The 19,260-nt window shown below is 50.8% G+C and carries 9 protein-coding genes; 8 read left to right on the top strand and 1 reads right to left on the bottom strand.

What is annotated here, in order from left to right; genetic code table 11:
• The first annotated feature begins 125 nt into the window (after positions 1-125).
• A complete protein-coding gene (locus ABLV66_RS22390) occupies positions 126-905 on the top strand; it encodes an HNH endonuclease (RefSeq protein ID WP_348876795.1) in 780 nt (259 codons plus the stop codon).
• 897 nt (positions 906-1,802) lie between these two features.
• Here the strand turns inward: ABLV66_RS22390 and ABLV66_RS22385 are convergent.
• Positions 1,803-2,153, bottom strand: a complete 351-nt coding sequence (locus ABLV66_RS22385; RefSeq protein WP_000787636.1) for a helix-turn-helix domain-containing protein — start codon at positions 2,151-2,153, stop codon at positions 1,803-1,805.
• 164 nt (positions 2,154-2,317) lie between these two features.
• Here ABLV66_RS22385 and mads1 point away from each other — a divergent pair, with 164 nt between their 5' ends.
• From mads1 to mads8, 7 genes are read left to right on the top strand one after another with little or no spacing between them, the layout of a single operon-like run.
• A complete protein-coding gene (gene mads1 / locus ABLV66_RS22380; protein WP_142464495.1) occupies positions 2,318-2,524 on the top strand; it encodes a methylation-associated defense system helix-turn-helix domain-containing protein MAD1 in 207 nt (68 codons plus the stop codon).
• Positions 2,525-2,552: 28 nt separating this feature from the next.
• Positions 2,553-4,556 (top strand): methylation-associated defense system DNA methyltransferase MAD2, encoded by a 2,004-nt coding sequence (mads2, locus tag ABLV66_RS22375; protein ID WP_348876796.1) that lies wholly within the window; start codon positions 2,553-2,555, stop codon positions 4,554-4,556.
• Entirely contained in the window at positions 4,553-6,571 is a 2,019-nt protein-coding gene (mads2, locus tag ABLV66_RS22370; protein WP_348876797.1) for a methylation-associated defense system DNA methyltransferase MAD2, read from the top strand. The genes mads2 (ABLV66_RS22375) and mads2 (ABLV66_RS22370) overlap by 4 nt, the downstream gene beginning before the upstream one ends.
• Entirely contained in the window at positions 6,568-7,980 is a 1,413-nt protein-coding gene (gene mads5 / locus ABLV66_RS22365) for a methylation-associated defense system restriction endonuclease subunit S MAD5 (RefSeq protein WP_348876799.1), read from the top strand. Before mads2 (ABLV66_RS22370) ends, mads5 begins: the two co-directional genes overlap by 4 nt.
• Positions 7,980-12,137: a methylation-associated defense system protein kinase MAD6 gene (gene mads6, locus ABLV66_RS22360; protein WP_348876800.1), complete on the top strand. Its 4,158-nt coding sequence runs from the start codon at positions 7,980-7,982 to the stop codon at positions 12,135-12,137. Before mads5 ends, mads6 begins: the two co-directional genes overlap by 1 nt.
• Positions 12,127-13,809: a methylation-associated defense system protein MAD7 gene (gene mads7 / locus ABLV66_RS22355; RefSeq protein ID WP_348876802.1), complete on the top strand. Its 1,683-nt coding sequence runs from the start codon at positions 12,127-12,129 to the stop codon at positions 13,807-13,809. The genes mads6 and mads7 overlap by 11 nt, the downstream gene beginning before the upstream one ends.
• Entirely contained in the window at positions 13,806-19,259 is a 5,454-nt protein-coding gene (mads8, locus tag ABLV66_RS22350; RefSeq protein ID WP_348876804.1) for a methylation-associated defense system ATP-binding protein MAD8, read from the top strand. The genes mads7 and mads8 overlap by 4 nt, the downstream gene beginning before the upstream one ends.
• The last annotated feature ends 1 nt before the right edge of the window (position 19,260 follow it).

Genomic DNA, 19,260 nt, shown 5'->3' with positions numbered 1-19,260 from the left:
TGCTTGTTGATGGTGAAAACCGGTGTGAGATGTTTTTGCTAAAACAACTAACCTGATCAGTTTAGTTAACGATCATTTCAGACATAATCTGGTGATGAATTACGCTGGAAAAACAGGATGTAACATTGAATAGCTCTGAAGACGATTTGCTGGAAGTGGCGTGGTATTTGTCGAAGTACGGTAAATCTCAACCACCTGTGGGACTGGGTGTTCAGAAATGGAAAGAGGCTTATGCCTTGTTTTATCCCCGTTTCGGGGCGGGCAAAACTGCTAGTGAGTTTCGCAATAGTCTGAAAAATAGTCGTGACCGTTTTGATTCCTGGCTTAGTGATGTGCGTGTCGGCTGGCTTGACGAGCAGGGCGCTCCTGCTGCGCTTTCTCATTCAGCGCAGCGTGTGCATCAGCGATTGAGTGTGCTTTCCGATGGTGCAATTGAGCAGCGCGTTCTTTCGTTAATATCTTCTGGTAGAGATGAACAGGCGCAGCGTGACTGTCTTATTATTCAGCAGGATAAAAGTATTGAAGATACCGTACGCGAGCAGTTGATTGCGGCACGGCTGGGGCAGGGTACCTTTCGGAAAAATTGTCTCATGTTGTATCCGGCATGCCCTGTTACGGGAACGACGTTTGCGCCGTTACTCCGTGCCAGCCATATAAAACCGTGGGCTGCCTGCGAGAATGGGAGTGAACGCCTTGATCCGTTTAATGGAATTATACTGGCCGCACATATTGATATTCTTTTCGATCAGGGATGGATTTCGTTTGAAAACGATGGACGTTTATTAATTAGTAATGAGCTGGATATGAGTGTTAAAGAGCAGTGTTTGTTGCCGGAGAAAATAAAGGCGTTTTCTGTTGAATCGTATTGTTATCTGGAATGGCATCGGGAGAATTTATTGAGATAAAGATATAATTCCGCCTACAGTAATAACTACTTTTTTTAAATATTATTTATATGTAAAATTAAAAAAGTATTTGGTACGGTAGGTCTGTAAATATTTAATGTCATTAATGAAATTTTTAAATTTTAGTGCTTTCGTTGGTTGACTTTTAACTATTAGGGGGGAGTTCCTTAGAAAGTTGAAGGATAAGGATTCAGCATGTCCCGACTTTACTGGTTATATGATTTAACACTACAATTAGGTCTGAAGTATTTTTAATACATTCTGACGCCAGTAGGCTCGTTTAGAGAGGTGTATATACATTATGACCTGTCTTATGAAGAGAATGGTTTCAGTCTCATTTTTGGTGTTTCCAAAGAAAAATACAGTTTATCTCCACTAGAAATACTGTATATACCCTTCATACTTCAAGTTGCTTGTGCGTTGGCTTTCCTCGCTCACCCCAGTCACTTACTTCAGTAAGCTCCAGGGGATTCGCTGCGTCGCCGCCTTCCTGCAACTCGAATTATTTTGGGTATAAACGAAAATGGTGTAGCTATTCAGAACCTATCTATGACAAAGTAGAGCACGGTTGCAAATTGGCTGGCTTGTGGGGACAGATTTCGTACAGATAATACAGTATTAAAGATAATGAAAAGCCAAGCTGTTTTGCGCACAAATTCAGGATTTGTTGTTCTGTAGCTGAGTTTGGAATTCAGTGCCAAGTTTTGCAGAAATTATCAGCGAAAGTGGTAAATGAAATTTATCCTATATAGGGGGAACGTATTGGACAATCCAATCGATAGTACCTGCGAAGCACATCAGGACGTTTATATTAAATATCACCAATTACGCAATGATCGTGTTTTAGTGTTGGCGCCTAAGCAGATTTTGAATCGGGATCAACCGAGAGTGGTAGGGCTAATGAGAGTTGGCCTTGATGCTTTCAGCTGCTTGAACGAGGCTCTTGAGCTCATCCTCGGTAAAGCAGGCCTCCTTGACATAGCGGAGCAAATTCATGACCTCGGGTTGGTCATGAAGGTAGTCGACAACTTCCGGGTCTGTGGAGGAAGACAAGCGGAACAGCACGTCAGGGTCGGCCGCTAGTATCTTGGCCAGCTCCTTGATTACCTCTGGTCTTGGCGGACGCTCCTTGCCACGCTCAATGCGGCTTAGATAGGCGGGGGAAATGCCTACCTTGATCGCAGTCTCGCGCAACCCAAGGTCTTGGGCGACTCGAAGGTCGCGGATGGTTTCACCAAAGTTTTTCATAGCGTTTAATATACTTCGGTGTTTAGTGTTTTGCAACACGAAACCTCTCTGGCAATCTTTGGCATAATTCGGTATATTCTGGTTTATTTTCACTCAGAGGCAGGAAAGCCGCCTCTGTTCTGGTACTGTGTTTTGACGGCCAACAGCCCTTCAGGAGAGGCGGCATGAGCAATGACGAGGTTCTGAAACTAAAGGATGTCGCCACCCTACTTAAGGTCGGTGAGAAGACAGTCTATTCCATGGCCCAGACCGGGGAACTACCTGCTTTTAAGGTCCGAGGTCAGTGGCGATTTTCCCGAAAGGATATCGACGCATGGATAGAACAACAGAAACATACAACAAAAGATTTCGGTGAGGGTAATACAAAATGACCCTGACCTCGGAGCGCGGAGTTTTTAAATGAGCAAAAAGAACAGCATACAAGCCGAAAACACGATACCGGCTGGGTATACGCTCGACTACGTTTCCGGCAAACAGATCAAGGAAACGAAGAAGGAGCTAGTCCGGCAGCGGATCGTTCGCGCCCTAATCCACGAATATGGATTCTCGCCCGAAGACATGGAGCTGGATTTTTCCATTGGCGGCCGCAAGAAGGTGGACGTAGCTATCTTCCATCATGGCAAGGAACACATCATCGAGAATCTGGGGCGCGCTGTGCTCTGCCGTCAGGAACCGAACGTCGGCAAAAATGCCGTACGCATCCGCGATTTTGAGCAGGCCGCTCAAGATCTTGATGAAATTGAAGCTATTATGCGCGAGGTTGAAGCCGTTAAGTATGGTTTGTGGACTAACGGCTTAGAGTTCTTCTTTGTTGAAAAAGAGCAAAAGCGATTCGAAACAAAGTGCAACCCAATCGGCGACTGGCCTATGGCGGAAGAGTCTGTTGGCACCAAAGAGGTTATCTCTGATGCTCACACGCGCGTCGCTGACAATGAGATGCTTAAAATCACATTCCGTCGTTGCCATAACTTCATCCATGGCAACGAAGGCATGCCAAAAGACGCCGCCTTCTGGCAGTTCCTCTATCTGATTTTCTGCAAAATGCATGACGAAAACCTTCGGGGGATCCTACGTCAGTCATGGAAGCGGCAGTTCTGGGCAGGCCCTAAAGAGCAGTTTGAAGTTGAGGGCCGAAAGGCCATTCGTGCTCGTATCGAGACGCTCTTTACCGAGGTTAAAAAGCAGTATAAGAACATCTTCCGGGGCAACGAGGAAATCACCCTCTCCAACCGGGCGTTAGCCTTTATTGTTTCTGAGTTAGCCAAATATGATTTTACCCGCACGGACGTTGATGCCAAGGGCGTGGCCTACCAAGAGTTGGTGGGCGTCAATCTGCGCGGCGACCGTGGTCAGTATTTCACTCCTCGCGGGGTCGTAAAGCTAGTGATCGAAATGCTGGATCCTAAAGAGCATGAGACACTGCTTGACCCTACTTGTGGCACAGGGGGATTCTTGGTGGCGACCCTTGGACACATGCTGAAAACGTTCCGCAAAGATCAAGACATACAAGCCACTAACGAGAGTACAACCGAGTTTTTAGGTGTTCACGAAAGATTGAGAGAGTATGCTGCTGCCAATGTCTATGGCGCAGACTTTGATCCATTCCTGATCCGCGCTGCTCAAATGAACATGGTGTTGGCGGGGGATGGTCGAGGGCATATCTACAACATCAACTCACTCGAGTTCCCACTTGGGCACCTTGCGGACTTAGATTCAGCCAAGAAAGAAATTCCTTTAGGGTCGATCGATATCATTGCAACTAACCCGCCTTTTGGTTCTGACATTCCAATTACCGATAGGCACATCCTTGAACAATACGAGTTAGCGCACAACTGGGAATCAGATGGAGAAGGTGGTTTCCGCAATACAGGTTCATTGAAAGGCAGTGTGGCTCCGGAGATTCTCTTTATTGAGCGTTGCATCAAATGGCTCAAGCCCGGTACAGGTCGAATGGGTATCGTTCTGCCCGACGGTGTTCTCGGTAACCCAGCAGCAGAATATATCCGTTGGTGGATCATGCGCGAAACCCAGGTGCTTGCCTCCGTAGATCTGCCGGTGGAAGCTTTCATCGCTGAGGCCAACGTCAACATACTCACCAGCCTGCTATTCCTGCGTCGCAAGAGCGAAGAAGAAAAGCGCGCCGAGGCCTTGGGCGGGATCGATGAGTATCCTGTGTTCATGGCGGTGGCTGACAAGGTTGGCTTCGACCGCCGTGGCAACAAGCTCTACAAACGCACCCCGGACGGAGAAGAAATCGTTGAGCCCAAGCAGCATATCGAGCGCATCCGCATCGGCGGACGTTTCATGGAACGGACATTGACCCGCAGTGAAAAGATCGAGGACAACGATCTGCCGGTCATCGCTGAGAAGTACCGCGAATTTCTCATGGAGCAGAATAGATGAGCGACCGAGACGATATTATTGATGCTTCGCAGGATACTGCCGAAGAGAGCGGCCCGGATAACTTTTTCATCGACATTCTGACCGGCCACAAAAAGAGTGCCTCCGCCAAGAAGCTATTGGTGCAGAAAGTCTTACGTCAGCTCATAGAGAGCTACGGTTTTGATCGAAACGACCTGGAAGTCGATTACAACCCCCAGATTTCCGGCCAGGGGCGCAAGCGTATCGACATTGCGGTTTTCCGTCCCGATGCTGGGCATGATAACGACAACCTGCAGCGGATAATCGTCTGCAAGAATCAGAGGAAGCGCGACAAGATCCGTTCCATTGCCGAGGCTGATGCCGACCTGCGCGAGCTCAAGGAGTTGCTGGAGCTGATCCCCAGTGCTACGCTGGGCATGTGGACTAACGGCCAGGAAGAGTTCCTGTTCCAGGTAGAGCGCACCCGCTTCGAGGTCCGCGCCAAGCCGTTGGGTGTCTGGCCGGTGCCGGGCGAACGCACTGCCGATTTAGACCGTGCCGGAGGTGTCATTCAGGTCAGTGCCGAGGCAGAAGACCTGGAAGGTGCTTTGCTGCGCTGCCGCCAGTATTTGAACCGTAACTTGGGGCTCGATCACAAGGATTCCTTTAAGCAATTGGCAGTGCTGATGCTGGCCAAGATCTTTGATGAGACCCAGCCTACCGGAGAGCGCAAATTCTGGATCAGAGGTGACGAGCCTTTCACCGAGGCGGGTCAACAGGCTATTGCCCTGCGCGTCAACGACTCCATTGCCGCTGCCAAGGCCTGGCAGCCGAACCTGCTGACCCGTGGCTGGGAACTGACGCTGGAACCTCACGAAACCGCCCGCGTGGTGATGGAGTTGGCCCGCTATAACTTAAGAGAAACCCAGCCCCGTTACCGCACCGAAGCCTTTCGAGCGGTCGCCCGCAGTGTGATGGATGGCCGTGAGGGCCGCTACCCCACGCCCCTTAACGTGGCCGAAATGGCGGTGGAGATGCTCGATCCGAAACTCGGTGAACGCGTCATGGACTGCTCCAGCGGCACTGGCACTTTCCTGGCCATGAGCGCCGCGCACATTTTCAAGAAGAAACTGGCCGTCATGGGCACCACGCCTGAAGAGGCTACAAACGAACAGATCCTTCAGGCACAAAACGAAACTGCCGCTTGGGCGGCCAGCAATGCCTTGGGCTGCGACATTGATCCCTTTCTGGCTGTGGCCAGCCGCATGAACCTGCTGTTCACCATCGGTAATCCCGGCCGCGTGTTCCGTATCGATGCTCGTACCTTTCCAGACGGCGATCTGGATGGCATCGAAGCCGCCAGTCCAGCTATGCCACTTGGCAGCATGGATATGGTTCTGCTCAACCCCTGGTTCTCAACTCAAGACACGGTGAGCGATCCCTCCATTCTGGAGCGCTATGACTTAGGCAACAACTGGGAGCGCGACGAAGAGGGGGGATTCCGCAACACTGGCAATCTGAGCACCGGAGGCGTCCCTCCCGAGGTGCTGTTTATCGAACGCGCCCTGCAGTGGGTGAAACCTGGTACTGGCCGTGTGGGCATCCTGTTACCAGATGGCTTGTTGGGCAACCCTGGCGATGAATACGTGCGCTGGTGGATTCTGCATCACTGCGAGGTCTTGGCCTCGGTTGATCTGCCAGTGGAGCCTTTCAAGGTCACGGTGAAGGAATATGGTTTATCCCCTGCACTACCGAGTTTATTGCTCCTCCGACGCCGTAGTCAGGAGGAACTGATAAATACCGAATATCCGGAATATAGGGTGTTCATGGCCGTGGTGGATCGGGCCGGGGTCGATGCCCGGGGTAATCTCCTGTTCCAACGTGCCCCCGATGGTGAAGAGCTGGTTTTTGATGAAGAAGTGATCGAGCGAGTTCGTGAAGGCGGTGCAGTTGAAATCCGTAGGGTCACGCGTCGCAACCGCCGCATTCATGACGAGCTGCCGCTGGTGGCAGAGAAATACAAAGAATTCCGCGCAACCGGCGAGGTGACATTATGAGCAGAAAATTTCAGGTAAAAACTGTTCCGAGTAGCTGGATAGAGAAACAGGCTCGCCGCCTTGATTGCGGACCGTATATGTCTGGAGCAATTGAGGCACGAGAGCTTCTTGGGCAACTTCGAGTAAGAAAAGATCATCTTCAAGACCTAACTGAGGGCGGCATATCTGGAATAATAAATCCAGGTCGTATTACTCGCCTTTGGGTAGAGGATGAACAGAATGGGTATCCATTTCTATCAAGCACTGACATTCTCCAATCCGATCTGAGCAATGTTAGTTACATTGCAAAATCTGCAGCACGTCAAAATAGTCAACTTCTAATCAAGGATCGATGGACCCTCATCACTCGCTCTGGAACTATTGGACGCATGGCGTATTCACGTGCAGACATGAACGGAATGGCCTGTACTGAGGATGTTCTTAGGGTGATCCCTGACGAAAGCAAAGTAAAACCAGGTTATCTCTACGCCTACTTATGTAGCCGATTTGGAGTTCCACTCATCATTTCCGGCACATACGGCGCAATCATCCAGCACATTGAGCCTCAACATATTGCTAATCTTCCTGTTCCGCGTCTAGGCACAGTAGAGGATCAAGCTCACGAGTTGATTCAAGGCGCTGCTGATCTTAGAGTTGAAGCGGCAGAGTTGCTGAAGACAGCGGGACAAATGGTCAATGAACAGTTCGGCTTTCCGGAAAAGCTGGCGTTATCACACCGGGTCTTTTCCTGTTCGACGGCTTCATCAACGCTGGTTCTCAAGCGATTAGAGGCTACCTTCCACGATGCTGTTGCTCAAGAAAGTGACCGGCTGCTTGCTGATGTTCAACGAAAGGATAAATTCTCATCCCTCGGTATAGCGATTAGTGAAACCGGACGGCTTAAGCAGGTCTTCGTTGATGAGGAGTACGGTGCCCCATTCTTGACCAGCGGCGAGATTTTCCGCCAGCGTTATGAGCCAACACGTTTCCTGTCCAATCGATTGTTGCCTGACGAGAGCGAGTGGGCGACCCAGGAAGGTGACCTCCTTCTAGCTCGAAGCGGGCAAGTCGGCGGTATTATTGGTCGTGGTGTTTGGGCCGACCGTCGCTTCGCCGGAGGATGCGTATCGGTAGATGTTCTCAGGCTGGGGGCACAAAACTCGCAAATTCTTCCCGGCTACCTCTACGCTTACATGTTTCTCACTGATATTGGTTACCGGCAATTGATTCGTACAGCTGCTGGTAGCTCTATCCCGCATCTGTCGGCACCTGATGTGTCGCGCTTGCTTATTCCCCGATGCGACAGCGCCATCGAAGCGGAGATCAACGAGTTGGTCAGGAATGCTGGACATAAACGGGCTGAGGCTCAGGAAAGGGAAGATCAGGCTCGGATCCTCGTCGAGCGCACAATTGAGGAGGGCGGTCGCTAATGGCGAAGGTCATACCCATCGGGCAACCTGCAAACGAATCTGAACGCCAGGCCATCGGTTTCCTTCGGGATCATCTTCCCGATGGCTGGTTGATCTTCCACAACTTCGAGATGCGTCAAGGGGAGGAGGTGTTCGAAATCGATATCGCCATCCTCGCGCCTCATGCGATTTATTTGGTGGATGTCAAAGGAACGCGTGGCAACATCGATGTGTATGGCTCAAAGTGGTATCCCGAGGGGAGGCAAAAATTTCACTCCCCTCTGGCAAAGCTGCGCAACCACGCCAAGGTGATGAGCACCTTATTGGCTGACAGCAATAAAGGAATAATCGAGTTACGTAAAGTGCATGTACATGCGGTTGTATTGCTTACAGCAAATGATGCCCAGCTATATGATCCTGCTGGCATCGATAGCCCGGATGTGACTGACTACAAGCGCTGCTTAAAACTCTTTACTGATAAGGGGAAAATCCCAAGCCACCGTCTTTCTGATATTCGTTCTTATCACTCACATATTGACAAAGCCATTCAAGGTAGAGCCAAGCCAAAATCAGCTCCCCCTGTGTTTGGAAGTTGGCAGGTTATAGAAAAACTAGGTGGCACAGACCGTTACACCGAGTATCGGGCAAAGCACAACTTATTAGGTGCAAAGGCGGGCCAGGTCCGCCTAAGAGTTTATCGTGCAGACCCCTATTTAGAGGAAGCCGCCCGTAAAGAAGAACTGAAAAAAATCAGTAATGCTTTTGTGGCTGTCCAGCACATGAGTGCCCATTCGAATGTATTGGCTGTGCGTGACCTAATTCAATCTGACGACGGTAATGAAATTACTTTGGTGGCTGATGATATTTCAGGTCAAGCGCTGCGTCAGCACTTAAAAAAGCCAGCTTTTGCGCTCACAACAGATCAAAAATACCAAGTGATCAAAGGTGTGCTTTCTGCATTGGATCACGCACATCAACATCAGGTCATTCATCGAAACCTCACACCAGATGCGATTCTCATCACGAAAGGGGGGATAGCTCGGATCACCGATTTCGATTTTGCTCGGGTAGGTAAAAACCGATCAACTTCAGAAACTATTGCTAACCAAATTACCGAAGATCTTGATTCGACTTATCGCGCTCCCGAATTAGTGATAACCGAGCAAAAGTCTGAACCGAAAGAGGCTTCTATCGCTTCTGATTTATTTTCTGCGGGCTTGGTATTTTACGAATTGCTGACTGGTGAGTTGCCCTACGAAAATGTTGATCAAATGATCGAAGCCGATGGCAAATTTCCCATCAAACCCTCGGAGCACAAACCTGATTTAGCCAAGGGAATTGACGCGTGGTTGCAAACCTTTTGTGAGTTTGATCCTGAAGATCGTTTTGCCAGTGCTGCTATAGCTAAAAAGCAATTTGAAGATCTGATATTACCCGAAGGCAAAAGTGAAAAAAAACCTTCTGCACCAGCTTTTAACATTCCTGATGACCTAACCAACCTGCCTACCGATTTTGTATTAGCTGAGCGTTTCAGTGTGCAAAAGAAACTCGGCAGCGGTGGCTTTGGGGTGGTCTATAAAGTATTTGATGCTTTAGGCGATGTAGTCCGCGTTATCAAACTTGTGACCAAAGACAGGCGTAGCGTTTATGAGCGCCTGCGCCGCGAATATAAGACACTCACCAGCCTGCCAGATCATCCACATGTCGTTAAGGTTATCTGGGCCGATCGAATGGCTGATGCAAATCAAACTCCTTATATCGTCTTTGAGTATGTGGAAGGCCTGGACGTGTCCGATCTGATCGATACTGAAGCCTTGGCGTTGGATGATGCTGTTCGCATTGTTCGCGAAGCAGCCGAGGGCTTAGCGCATCTCCATAAACATGGTATTTATCATCAGGACGTTAAACCCTCTAATTTGCTATGGACTGATAAAGGTGTTCGTATCATTGATTTTAATGTCGCGGTATCCGAAAGTGACGAGGTTCAGGGAGGTGGTGGCACTCGTCGCTACCTGCCGCCGGATTACGATTACAATTCCGAGCCGGATGTTTCTGATCGGGTAGACCGCGACATCTATGCTTTGGGTATCACCTTCTACGAGTGTCTGACCAGCAAGTATCCGTTCGACGATCCCACGCCGCCGATCAAGACTCAACCCAAGGACCCCAAGCAGTTCAAAGGCTGTGCCGACCTCAGCTCGTCACTGGTCAACATTCTGGTGAAGATGATCGCGCCAGAGCGTAAGGAGCGCTTCACGTCAGTCGATGAGTTCTTGACTGCCATGGCTGAGGTCAAGCGTCTGCGCTCGGTGCTGACCACCGGCGAGATTGGAGCTGGCCCCAAGGCGGTATCCAGGCTGGGCTTCGAGCCGACCAAGCCCAATAGCAACCCCTTTGTCACCCATCTGCTGACCCTCTACAGCCAGAGCCAGGTATCCAACGCGGGAACCCGTGGCCTCGACGAAGTTGGTAAGGCCACCTATGTGCCGACATATCTGGACGAAAAGCTTAAGCCCGCCTTGCTCAAAGGCGAGTTTAAGCTCGTGATCATTAGCGGTAACGCAGGTGATGGCAAGACCGCCTTTATTCAGCAGGTTGAGTCCTTTGCCGAGAGCAAGGGCGCGCAGATGCAACGTGGCGCGAATGGAGCAGTGTTCCAGATCAAGGGGCATACCTACCTGAGTAACTATGACGGTAGCCAGGATGAAGGCGATGAGCGAAACGATGCGGTATTGCGGAAATTCTTTGCTCCTTTCGCGGGTAAGGATGCCTCTAGCTGGCCCGAAAATCAGACTCGCCTAATAGCCATTAACGAGGGACGGCTAGTCGATTTTTTCCTGGAGCATGAAGAGGAGTACCCGCTGCTCGCCAGGCAGACCCAACAGGGTTTGGCCGGGGCCGTTCCGGAAGGCGGTATAGCGATCATCAACCTCAATTTGCGCTCGGTAGTTGCTGACCCCGAAGAAAGTCAGCCTTCGATTTTTGAGAGGCTGATTGCCCGCATGACACAACAGGAATACTGGCAAGCCTGCGAGAAGTGTGACATCAAGGGCAAGTGTTTTGCCTACCATAATGCCCGGACTTTCCAGGATCCGGTTGCCGGTCCCAAGGTGATCGAGCGTCTGAAGATGCTCTACACCATTACCCACCTTCGCGGGAGATTGCATATCACTATGCGCGACCTACGGTCGGCGTTGGCTTTCATGTTAGTGGGCACCCAAGATTGTGACGGTATTCACCAGCTTTATCAGACCGGTGGTGAAGAGGTCCAAAACCGCATCTTGGACGGATTCTATTTCAACTCGTGGCTTGGTGGGGAAAAAGGCTCCAATGACCGACTTATTGCTCTGCTGCGCGAGATCGACATTGCTGAAGTCAGCAACCCTGATCTGGACCGCGAGTTAGGCTTTCTCCATCCCAGGGCTAAGGCTATGAGTCGTTTCTCGTTTGCAGAACGAGCCGGATATGACAATGAATTGGTTGAAGCGTTGTTTGACAGCCTGCCTCGCGATTACTCATCGAAAAATCGTGCCCGATTGATTTCCAGACATCGGAATTACATTTCACATATGCGACGTCGCCATTTCTTCGAACGAAGGGACATGGGGTGGAAGGAGATGCTGCCATATGAAAGCATCGATCCCTTCTTGGTCTCCACGCAGCGGACAGGTACAAAAAGCAACGATGAGGTGACTGCAATTCTCCGCGCCATCAACCGAGGCGAAGGTTTAAGCGACCCTGCGAGGTTAGGTAACCAGTTGGCACTGCGTGTTCGCCAAGTGGATAAAGGTACCATTCGCAGTTACCGGCTTTTCGACGGTGACTATTTTTCGCTTCGTACCGAACAGGAGACTGCGTCTCATCCTTTCCTCGAGTGCCTGTCTCAGGCGTTGGTCCTGCTTTATGACTCCGGCGAGGGGCACAAGGCCAGCCTACGAATCAATCTCGATATATATGAAATGCTGATGCGCCTTAACGACGGCTACCGACCAAGCGTAGAAGAGCAAGAAGGCTTTTTGTTGAGCTTGTCCGTCTTTAAGAACTTGTTGGCCTCTGTACCTTACAACGAAGTATTGTTAACCAAGGCTGGCCACAAATTTTACGAAATCCGTCGAGAACAAGATGGACGGCTAGTAATGGAAGCATCTGAAAAGGGGGCCGAATACAATGTCAATTAAAGGCCGTGACAAAGAGTTTCGAATCCCGAAAGTTTCTTATCTCGATTTTAAACATATTGAGATGGATCGCGTACTCACCATGTTGTTTCCACGATTGAAATACGATGGTTATGGCAGTCGCAGACCTCCTCGCGGCGGCGATCTTTCAGTTGAGGAATTTCTCGAAGATTTCCTTGAGCATCCCGAGTGGTTTGCTGGTTTCGATCAAAACCCTGAAATTGTTCGAGCCTGGATTGAAACAGATCTTATGGATCTGGTGAATAGAGGTAAAAGCAACCAAGCTTTGGCTGCTCCACGTCCTTTGCATGGTAATACCTATAAGTTTCGTAACGCGAAGCATACCCGTGATTACGGCGCTGCAGAGCAAATCTACTGGATGCTTTTCTATGCCCGCAAAGGTAAGGGCCAAGCGGCGCGGGATGCCTTGAAGCGCTTCTTCTTTCCGGGGATCGACCTAGTGACGGATCGTTACGATCCCAACGTTTCCGTGGATGTGGAAACGCAGGCCATCTTACGCCTGGACCAACAGGTTACGCAGGATATGAAGGATTCCAAGGAGCCCGCACGTTTCCAACCTCTGTGTATCGGGCAGGCCGATATTTTGGCAGACGATATTCTGCGTTTACTCGCCTATGAGCCTTATATCCCGCGCTCGGTGTTGGTTGACTATCTCAAAACTCTGATGGCTTTCCATCTGGCACTTTATCACCTCAAACTACTGCAAATGCTGCCTAAGCTGGTGAAACAGCGCTCTGGTAACGATCTCTGCACCGCCAGGGAATGTCCGATCAACCCGGGTCTCGACAATGCTCTGGAAGGTTGCCCTTACCGCTTGGCGTTGATAGTAGATATGGGGGACGTCAACAATCCGCACATGGTTGAGTTAGCTCGAAAATCCACTGACCGGCTCTATCGTCAGATACCTGCTTTTGTGCAGGCCAATTTTGTCGTCAAGAAACTCGATGAAATGGCGGAATACCTGAGCAAAAAAACTGGTAAATTGGCTCCTCCCGGAGGCGGTGTGTTCACTGTTAGTGATCTGATATCCCTGCTGAAGCCCGAACACGACACCGAGCGTCAAGCCTACTTCAAATTCCGCTTGGCGAGCCTAATTGAAGAATCGGCCTCAAGGAATGATGATTTAGACCCAGAGATCAGGGACGTCACCGCCATGGGCTTGGGTGAATTCGATTCCTTCATTGAAATACTGATGGCCTATCGAGGTAAATATCACCGCCAATACATCACTGAGTGCCTGGATTCTCTTCTGCTGAAGAATAAAGAAAGTGGGCTTTTGGCTCAGGCCCGGACTAAGGGAAGCCCACGTCGATTTGTGTTAGGAAGCAAGCTGCTCGAAGTGCTCCTCCAGGTAGCTGTACTCACCCAAGACGGCGGGCGTTTTGTGACCCACGAGGTTCGCATCGAAGAATTGTTAGCCTTTTTAAGGAACCGCTACGGTCTTTACATCGACCAGTTACCAGAAGGAACCATAGCTAACAGCAGCATACTAGACAAACGTGCCCTGCGTCTTAATCTCGAAGCCTTCAAGCGCCGCCTTCGTGAAATTGGGTTCTACCAGGATTTGTCGGATGCTTATGTAACCCAAAAAGTATCGCCCCGATATGCAATTGAAAGATTTGATAGAACTGATAAGAATGGGAGACACACATGAGTAGCGCGTTCATAAAGCTTCCACAGGATAAATTGAATGCGGCGTTGGCTGGAGTGCTGTGTCCTCGTATCGAAGCGATCCTGAGTGATCGAGGCCCAGGCCACTGTGTGCGGGTCACTGACCTTGATGACGAAGTTATGGAGTCAGTATGCTGGGAACTTAGGCGAATCTGGCCTGACGGGAACATATTTATACTCGGCAGTCATGACCAAGAAGGCATGCCTTTCCGAGTAACTTCCACCAAGTTGGTGGAACTGCGTAATCCTGACGCGAACGGCGAGCTGCGCCAGCCTTTGCTAGTGTTCATACCGACCTCGCTCCGTACTAGTGCCGAGGATTCTTTTGGCGTGGCGACCTTCGAGGAACTTACCTTCACCGATATCTACGAGGATCTGATCGAATCGCTGTTTGACCGGCTCCCGGCAACGCTGGCTAGCTATGTTCGCGATCTTTTGGGTATTCTCACCGAGGAGGAATGGCTATTTGCCGACGATGTTTCTCGCGTGCGGTATCTACTTACCGCGCTCGAAAACGGGATTGATGGCGAAACGCTTGGGGCCAGTCTGTATGAATTGGCGTTGATTCCGGACTTCAAGCTCTTTGCCGATCCGGGCATAGTCATTGGAAAAATTCGCCGTAATCTTGTCAGCGTCCGCAGTTTGATAACCTCGCACAAGTCGGTTCGTGGTCGTATTGCTGATCTTGGGCTCAGTGATAAGGCATTGGGGTCGCGTCTATTCACCTATTTTGAAAAACACGATATCCATGAGTCAGAATCCTGGACGCCACCCATTGCGACAGACAAGAGTTGGTGGAGCATTTCTTTCGATAAATGGACGTTCAAAGAAGAGCTATCACTGGACAAGGTTCTTCTGACTGTGTTGGAAACCGACTTGCCGGTCGTTGCGGACGATGAAACCGACGAGCAACTCACTGGCCTCATCGGGCAACAGGTTCTGGTACCGAACGACCGTCGTAAAATGAACGTGGTGTTTGAGGTTAATCCTCACCCCGGCAAGGTCAGTGGGCTTGACCATTTTATGGTGCAAATCATTTCGCAGAATGACGGCCCGGTAGGGAAATCTAAAAAGGTAAAGGCCTGGACCCCGAACCGCCTGCAATGTACTACAAGCCTTGCTAAACTCAATAAAATCGAATTCGATGAAGGATGGCATTTCATCCGTGTAATGCCCTGGACTGCCGATGGCGACCCGATTCCGCTGGAAGCGGATTCCACCTCCGAGGGCGCTAAGCGCTCTTACGAGAGCGAGCCTTTCTACGTCCTGCCCGGTGGCAACATTGAAGAAGAGCCCCCTCAACGTGCCGTTCCTATTGAGCAGAGCCTGGAGCATGCACGTTTCCGACTGCAATTGACAGCCCTGGGTGATGAACGTGATCCCGATGATATCGCCATCAGTGGTGTCGCTTGGTCCGAGGGCGGTCGTACCAAAAAGACCTCCCGCCTTGAAACCTTGCACGCAAAATTCGGTCGTGAGGGGGCTGTTCAGATTCCGCTATCACGTACGCTCAAAATTATCGAGCAACGCATCTTAGCAAAGCCTAAACACCCGTCAGGCTGGCGAATGCAGATCAACTTGGATACCGCTGAGCCGCCCTCCGAGGTCGGGCTCATGCTGCCCTCTTCTGCTGCGATGGCATCTTTCCTGGCTGCCCGTGAAGAGTTTTTTGCAGCGGTGCGCAAAGACACTGCCGAACTGATCATGCAGGGGCTGTTGTTCCAGGACTCTGAAAAGGAATGCCTCGCGTATGCTGAAAGCTATCTTGACTTGGTCAGGAATCTCATCCGCCAAGCCGAGATGACTTCTGGTGTCGAGCGCCAGCAACACCTGCAATCGCTAAGAAACATACTGGCCGTTGATTCAATCCATGTCATCCTGACCGACTTCCGTGGAAGGCATCGCGAGGCTGTTTTGGTCTCCCCAACCCATCCGCTCCGAGCCTTGTGGCTGAACAGTTGGGTTACTCTGGGCAAGGATTGGATTGGGAAGATCAAGTCAGGTGGGAAAGAATACATTCCTCACGTCCGTTCCGCCCTATTGGATAGCCTTGTGCCCTCAGCCTATCCTGTCGGCATTCCCGTAGAGGATGGTCGTATCTTCACGCCGGTGGACAATCTAAATACGTTTTGGGCTCTATACGCTCCAACAACCGAGGATAATTCTCGTGGTCTGATGGCGGAGATCTGTTCGGCACTTGGCTTGGCCGAGCCCTCTGCGGCGGGAACTGATATTTCCGGAAAGGTCATTGCGGATAAGATTGAGCGCTATCTCTCCCAGCATCCTTATGTGAGAGAGCTATCGCTGAATATCTTCAACCCCGGAGCTGGTTCGTTAATAGCAGAGGCTCTGATAGCGCTTCAGCAGAAAGGTGAGTATGCCAATTTACGCTATGATATACGGCTCTTTACCTCCGAGCCTGACTCGCCAGTTTTGGGTGAGGCGCTTGAATCCATAGTCCGTCCCGGAGCGACGGTGAATGAGGCTGCAGACGCGTTTGCGGCATCAACTGGCAGTCATCTGTTTTCCAAGCTGAACTTGGCCAAGCACGCGCTGAATGAATTCCATGCAAATTCCAAGGATTTTCCAGCGCACATCAGCGTTCTTTTGGATGTGTTCCCCGCCGAGGAGCTTTCCATTTCCGAGAGGCCGATGGGGGTGACTCCGTTGTATGGGTTGATACAGGGTTTTGACACCGAATTCGTTGACGACGATTCGGGTACCTTCTGGAATAAGCGGCCTATTATTGGGCGCTCCTTCGGTGCGAATAACCACGCTGCGTGTTTCGATTTGCTGTCGTCGCTGAGCCGTCACCTCTGTTTTGCAACCTCAGCGGTTGCTACTTCTGGTGCTAGTTTCAAGGCCGTACCCGTTGTAACCCTAGGCCTCGATGTGGCCCAACGAGAACTGATTTACGAGGTTCACCAGATCAGCGATTGGGTGTTCACTATCGACCGAAATATGGGGATTGAGTTTTTCGACCATGGCGGTCGGAAGAACAGACCGGATTATCTGATTGACTATGTGCCAGGAGCCAGCTCCCAGGCGACACATAATCTGATAATCTCCTCGCGCTCGAACGATGAGTTGGAGGCCATGCTGAAGCCGGTGCTGCTTGAGCACGGTTTGTCCGCCGACGGCGAGCAGTCGGTTCAGATACTCGCGAACCTACGCTCGCTTTCTGGTCAGCTTGCCCTGAAACTGATTTCCGCACGTACGCAACAGGCGGAGGCTCTTGGCCTAGCTCTGGCGAGGCTCTATCTCGAATATCAAGGCGCGTTAAGCAATCAGATCATTGTGCCATTAGACGCACACACGGACCTCTACCGCTCAAGCGGTGAGTCAGACGATGTTAACGATGCTATCAGCCTACAACGTACCGACTTGGGTTTGTTTGATTTAGATTTAAACACCAGGACGATCACCTGTAATCTGGTTGAGGTGAAGTGTTATTCGCAGGTTGGTGCCTTTGCGGCTTTCAACCAACTGAAGGAACGGATCTCCGCCCAGATAAATCAGAGTGAGCGCATCCTCCAGCGTCACTTTGACCCGGCCCTGAAAAAACCGGATCGGCCCGATAGGTTGCTCAAGAGCCGGGAGTTGGTTCAGATTCTTAGGTTCTATCTGGAGCGCTCACTACGTTATGGGATCTTTGAAGAGATCGCCGCGCAGGAAGCGAGAGGACTACTTGAATCCATTGAGCAGGGCTACTCGCTTCAATTCAGGCGGTGCGCTTTGATTTTCGACTTTGAAAAGTCTGGTACAGAATCTCCGGACAACGAGGTAGGCATCGAATTCCATCGCATCGGAAAGGATCTCATTCATGCTTTGCTGGAGAACTGCCGCAAGCCTGTGTCTGTTGAGAGTGAGGAAGTACTGACCGCTCCTACTCTGAGCGAACAGTTCATTCTGAACGTGCCGAAGCTCGAGACTGCCGCTTTCATCGCCCCTAATAGAGTCCGCTCAACATCCTGGACGGTGGATGAGCTCTTGGACGATGAGCCGGGGACTCCAGTCACCCAGCTAACACCTTCTGTCTCAGAGGAAATCACGGCGCCTGTTCAAAAGGAAGAACAGGCGAAACCCGTTGAGCATGCACCTAAACCTACCACCATCGCGCCCAAACAAGAAAAAGACGACGAACAATCCGCCGCCGTTGATGTGGGACCGGAAGAAGCTGTTCAACCCGTGCTTGAAGTGCAGGAGCATCTGACATCCGAGCCTCAAGCCGAAGTCAGCTACGACATCATGCTGGGCGTTAATGGTAGTTCACCGCAGTACGGGTTGCTCGGAGAGGTTTCCGGACGGAAAATCGCGTTGGACCTCAATCATACCCACACGATCAGTCTCTTCGGGGTTCAAGGCGGTGGAAAGAGCTACACCCTTGGAACAGCAATTGAGATGGCCTCAATGCCGATTCAGCACATCAATGTGCTGCCAAGCCCGCTCGCCACAGTCATTTTCCATTATAGCCCGACGCAGGATTATGCGCCGGAGTTTACCTCGATGATTAATGCCAACTCGGTAGAGGATGAGATCCGTATCCTTCGTGAGCGTTACAAGGCCAACCCGGAAGCATTGAAGGATGTCTTGATTCTTACCCCTGCCAACAAGGTAGATGATCGTAGGGCCGAGTACCCGGATATTGAGGTTAAGCCGATTGCTTTTTCTGCCGCTGAACTTAAGGCAGCACACTGGAAATTCCTAATGGGAGCGATTGGTAGCCAGAGCATGTATATGCGCCAAATCAATCTCATCATGAGGGGACTGCGGGATAACCTGACCTTGGATTCTCTGCGGGCAGGCATCGATAACTCTGGTTTGTCCGATCATCTAAAGGAGCTGGCCCAGACGCGCTTACTGTTTGCAAGCGAATATATCGATGATAACCAGCGTCTCCAGGATCTGATTCGCCCCGGCCGGTTGATTATCGTGGATCTGCGAGATGAATACATCGAGAAGGACGAAGCTCTCGGTTTGTTCGTGGTGATGCTACAGGTTTTCTCAGAAGCAACCTACCAGGGAAGCGCCTTCAATAAGTTGGTGGTTTTCGATGAAGCTCACAAATATATCGAAAACGATGACTTGGTTTCTGGCCTTGTCGAGGTTGTCCGTGAGATGCGGCACAAGGGAACAAGTATTATGGTCGCCTCTCAGGACCCTCCATCAGTCCCGATCTCTCTGATCGAGTTGTCTTCACAGATCATCATGCATAAATTCAACTCACCTGCATGGTTGAAACACATCCAGAAGGCGAATGCCGCTCTTGGTGAGCTGACCTCCGACAAGATGAGCCATCTTGGAACCGGCGAAGCCTATGTATGGTCGAGCAAGGCCTCGGACGACTCATTCACCCGGGGCGCTGTGAAGATCAAGTGCCGTCCTCGCATTACCCAGCATGGTGGCAGTACCAAAACGGCTGTGGGTCGGTAGG

Origin of the sequence: Klebsiella sp. CN_Kp073, from assembly GCF_040065495.2 — a bacterium.
Taxonomy (GTDB): domain Bacteria; phylum Pseudomonadota; class Gammaproteobacteria; order Enterobacterales; family Enterobacteriaceae; genus Klebsiella; species Klebsiella aerogenes.
This window is presented reverse-complemented; position numbering and strand designations above follow the sequence as displayed.